Source organism: Pseudovibrio sp. WM33 (assembly GCF_001623165.1).
Lineage (GTDB): Bacteria > Pseudomonadota > Alphaproteobacteria > Rhizobiales > Stappiaceae > Pseudovibrio.
In genome coordinates, this window is the sequence record NZ_LMCK01000099.1 from 1 (window position 1) to 4,183 (window position 4,183).

A 4,183-nucleotide genomic window follows, 5' to 3' on the forward strand; every position below is an offset into this window, starting at 1 on the left:
AAAAAATCATAAGCTTATAGTTTCATGCGTGAGCCGTGGGCTTCTTAGACCTTATACCACCGGTCCTAATTCTCAATTCTGTTTTCTTTCCACCTGTTTGAAAACAGGCCTCATTGGGCGGAAACTAACGACGAGCAGCACGGCACTCCGCGGTTTCATCATAGCGGAGATCTCAAGGACAGTTGTGGTCAAAAATTGGCGAGAATCTTTCGTGCCAGTTCTGGTGGTTGGGTCGATTCCGGGTAGTATTCGAGCATCGCGCCATCTGGAGCAATCAGGTAGATGTAGCTCGTATGATCCATGAGGTAATATTCAGAGTCGTCCGATAGATCCGATCGCTCATAGAATGCCTTGAAGGCTTCAGAAAGTTTTCTGATCTGAGCATCTTCACCACTCAACCCGAGGAACCCTTCGCGGAAGCCACTCAGGTATTCCTTAAGAAACTCCGGTGTATCGCGCTGTGGGTCAACGGTCACAAAGATCGGGTCGGGCTCAATCCCCTTCCCTTCAAGGATGTCGAGAGCTTCGCTCAAGTTCAGGAGAGTGACCGGGCATATTTCCGGGCAAAACGTATAGCCGAAGAAGACCAACCGGTGTCGCCCGGAAAGGTTTCCCCACCTCAGGGAGGCCCCCTCATGCGAAGTCAGAGCGATCCTCTTTACGTCCGGTCCATCAACGTTGATAGCGGTGGACAACGCAGGCCTTGAGTCTGCACCTTTTACCAGAGGTCCTTGTGAAAAGTAGCCAATGGAGGCACCCAACAAAGCGATAACTGTAAAACTGGAAGCCGCAACCAGGAGACTAATTTGCCTCGACGCTACTTTCATGGTTCTTCTCCGTCTTTGGCGCTTACTTCAGCGTGTGCAGGTAGGCAAGAAGATTGGTCACATCGCCATCCTTCCTGATGCCACCAAAGGACATCTTAGTTCCCTTTAAGAATTTTTTGGGGGCCTTCAGAAAGTGTGCAAGATTTTCGTCGTCCCAAACGAGGCCGGATGTTTTCATTGCTTTTGAATATTTGAAGCCCTCCATCGTTGCAGCATGGCGGCCTACAATGCCAAAGAGCGACGGGCCAAGTTTGTTCTTGCCTTCTTCAGGTGAGTGACAAGCTGCACATTTTTTGAAGACTTTTGCACCTTTGACGGCATCGCCTGCTGCGTAAGCCGGGCCGCTCAGCATCATAACGGACAGCAGTGACAAGACTAGCTTTCTCATATTTTTCCACTTATTTTGAGATGTTGGTAGGTAGAAGGTTGGAAAGAGGCAGTTCGGATGCCTAGTCGCGAACGACACGAAACCCGATATTCGCTGGAGGGAAACCGATGGAACACCCCCCTGTTGGCACGACCCTGATCAACTCGGGCTGGTAGGTCATATGCACACCCGCCAGAATCCGAACTCCGCGGCAATTCTTATTGATTTCTTGTTTTGGCCCCTCAGAGGACCTGCGCCAGCAACTTTGTGTCCATTCCCAGACATTTCCGGAAATGTCAGCAACACCATTATCTTCGGTGCCGTGGAAACCTACGGATTGAGTGCGTCGCTTACCGCGCTTGCTATAATTAACGTAGTCAGCAGCCCAAGCCAGACGCGGATCGTCGAACAATTTATCAACCTTCTCATCGATCACATCGTCTGCGAGTGCACGCCACTCGGTCTCAGTGGGCAACCGGTAAGTTTGGCCCGTTTCGTGAGACAGCCACGCCAGATATTGTTGGGTATCCAGCCAGCTGACGTCTGTAACAGGATGGTCATCTCGCACGTACTTTCGTCGCAGCGGCTGGTGTGAACAGCCCCCGGCATCGACGCAGGCCTGCCAATCCCCGAAAGTTACCTCGTACTTAGCCACCGCGATCCGCTTCGCGCCCCTTCCCGGGGTGTCTATTGTGACCTCAACCATTTGAGGTTGGGGTGCGTCCCCCGAGGAAAACACCTCGGGGGACGCAAGACGTGCTGAGAGATCTGGCAGGTAGACCTTCGCATTACTACCAACCCAGATGGAGGCAGCGGCTACTCCCAGGGATAGGGTAATGTAAATTGACAGCTTCATCTCATCTCTCTACGTCTCGAACCAGTCGGCTTAGGCTGGAATTGGACCAGGTTTGGAGACCTGTTTCATCAAATCATCGTTCCATTCCCCATCGACGATGATGTGCGAGGCAGCGCCAAGTTCAATCGCTTCAATGAGATTGTGGTTCAGGTATACGTAAACGCCCGGCTGGCGGAATGTATAAAGCGCCGCTCCCGCAGAGCCGCCACGGATGAACCAGGTCTCAAGTCCGGTCGCAGGGGTGTCTGCAAAGGAGCCGGTTTCCCAAACGTAGTCGCCATGACCACCAATCAGGTGTGGTCGTGTATCCCGGTTTGACTGGGCGTGAATGAAGAGCGCCGTGCGGCCAACTGCGGATTTGAGCGCGTTATCACCTGTCAACGCACCGACCTTGCCGTTGAAGACCACATGCGTCGGTGTCAGTGTACGCATGACTGGGAAAACGTCGCCGAAGTTGTCGCCTGCACCCTCATAGACCTTCCAGTCGCCGTTCTCGTCTTTCGGAATGTAGAAATCCTGCTCACCAACATAGAAAACATCGTCGTATGACAGAGGGTTACCATCTTTGTCCTTCAGGCCTTCACGCGGCAGCACCATGACGGCACCGTTCATACCATGAACAACATGGTAGGGGATCATCTGCCCTTCAGGAGCACAATGGTAGACAAAGACGCCTGACTTTACAGCCTTCCAACGCAGTTTCACCTGCTCACCCGGCAGTACATGTGTCAGGGCCCCCCCACCGAGCGCACCGGTGGATGAATGGAAGTCGATGTTGTGGTCCATTCTATTGGTTTCAGGGTTGATCAACGTCAGTTCCACGTAGTCACCTTCGTGGCAGACAATGAGTGGGCCCGGAACGGACCCATCAAAAGTCAAAGCCCAAGTTTCTGCGCCAGTGTCGTCCACTTCCCAGCGCATTTCCTTAATGGTCATCGTGACTTCGACAACCTTCGGACCGCCTTGCGCGACCTGATCGTGTTTAGGGGCAAAAGGTGGGGCAACCAGCTCTTGTTTCACACGAGGCAATGCAGAAATTTCAGTCTCAGTGAGTGATACTTCAACTTCCGCTGCAACGGCAGCAACTTCTTTTGTTGCCGCAACGGCCTGATTGGCAGCAACAGCAAAGGCGCCAAACGCAGCAGTGGATGATGCAACAGTCGACACCTTCAGAAAACTGCGTCGGTCTAATCCATTATTCGAACTTGATGTCACTTGATATGCCTCACCATAATTTGCTGAACTAAATTTGCTCAACTCAACAGATATTTAAAATATCTTTTTATGTAAAAAATGTATTTGCCATATATCAAGTTTGCGACACAATCCTCGCTGTCCTATCGCGCACATCGGCTCTACGCAGCCTTGGTGCATTTTGCAATGTTTATGCGATTGAAACGTTGATGGACCAAATCATGCTGGCACGCGGCGAAGATCCAATAGGGTTTAGCCTCAGACATCTGGACGACCCCACGGCTCACGCATGAAACTATAAGCTTATGATTTTTTGCATATAATCACTGTTCAAGCCTGCGGTATTTCGGCGTCTTTTTATGCTACCCTAGCGGGTTGTGTCGGCTTTGACGAGATTGATAGCAATCTTCCTAAGAACACTTAAATTTGCGGCCGCGTGACGGTAGAGAATGCGGCCGTTGTCCTCGCGAAATCCAACGTCAAGCCCCAGTGCATCTGAAGATGGGCAGACAGAAAAAGACAAGGTCGATTACGTGCACGTACTCGAAGACAAAATCTATGAAAATCCGCTTGTTATGACGCAAATAGAAAACAACACCAAAGATCAAGCAAAGCTGGGTGGCTTCCAAAATGCAATAGACAACGCGATTATTACGAGTGGTGAGGCCCATCAGAAGATGATGATACACCTTCTGTCAAACCTTGGAGAGGCCGCTGAGACCTCTAACTTGTTACTCGATCTGATGTATGCAGAGAAGAAGAACTCTGAGTTCGATCAATCTGACGTTGAATAAACCACCCTACAATAAGTCTTTGTTAAACCGTGGTAATAGCTGTTTTAGCCTGCCACTAACATGCTTCTCTAATCGGGCGTTGAGGTCAAGCTCTTTTACCTTTTCATTCGGATCATATCCATCTCCGGGTCACGCTTCTCTTCGC

Annotated in this window: 5 protein-coding genes; 1 reads left to right on the top strand and 4 read right to left on the bottom strand. The window is 50.8% G+C overall.

The features are described 5' to 3' along the window. Nucleotides 1–188: 188 nt before the first annotated feature. The 4 genes from PsWM33_RS18525 to nirK all read right to left on the bottom strand — a co-directional run bounded on the left by PsWM33_RS18525 (nucleotide 189) and on the right by nirK (nucleotide 3,265). On the bottom strand, nucleotides 189–827 hold the full coding sequence (locus PsWM33_RS18525) for an SCO family protein (RefSeq protein WP_063296686.1): 639 nt from the start codon (nucleotides 825–827) through the stop codon (nucleotides 189–191). 22 nt (nucleotides 828–849) lie between these two features. Continuing rightward, nucleotides 850–1,215: a c-type cytochrome gene (locus PsWM33_RS18530; protein WP_063301203.1), complete on the bottom strand. Its 366-nt coding sequence runs from the start codon at nucleotides 1,213–1,215 to the stop codon at nucleotides 850–852. Between the two features lie 61 nt (nucleotides 1,216–1,276). Next, nucleotides 1,277–1,849 (bottom strand): formylglycine-generating enzyme family protein, encoded by a 573-nt coding sequence (locus PsWM33_RS18535; RefSeq protein WP_193778425.1) that lies wholly within the window; start codon nucleotides 1,847–1,849, stop codon nucleotides 1,277–1,279. A gap of 231 nt (nucleotides 1,850–2,080) precedes the next feature. Continuing rightward, complete coding sequence (nirK, locus tag PsWM33_RS18540) at nucleotides 2,081–3,265, bottom strand: copper-containing nitrite reductase (RefSeq protein WP_063301204.1); 1,185 nt, start codon at nucleotides 3,263–3,265, stop codon at nucleotides 2,081–2,083. Nucleotides 3,266–3,693: 428 nt separating this feature from the next. On the opposite strand from nirK, the gene PsWM33_RS18545 reads away from it, so the two are divergent. After that, nucleotides 3,694–4,038 carry a hypothetical protein gene (locus tag PsWM33_RS18545; protein WP_063301205.1) on the top strand — a complete coding sequence of 115 codons (345 nt, stop codon included), beginning with the start codon at nucleotides 3,694–3,696 and terminating at the stop codon, nucleotides 4,036–4,038. Nucleotides 4,039–4,183: the final 145 nt, after the last annotated feature.

What these genes read in the sequence shown, in the direction of transcription:
- PsWM33_RS18525 (WP_063296686.1), bottom strand. Translation starts at nt 827, where the DNA reads ATGAAAGTAGCGTCGAGGCAAATTAGTCTCCTGGTTGCGGCTTCCAGT.
- PsWM33_RS18530 (WP_063301203.1), bottom strand. Translation starts at nt 1,215, where the DNA reads ATGAGAAAGCTAGTCTTGTCACTGCTGTCCGTTATGATGCTGAGCGGC.
- PsWM33_RS18545 (WP_063301205.1), top strand. Translation starts at nt 3,694, where the DNA reads ATGCGGCCGTTGTCCTCGCGAAATCCAACGTCAAGCCCCAGTGCATCT.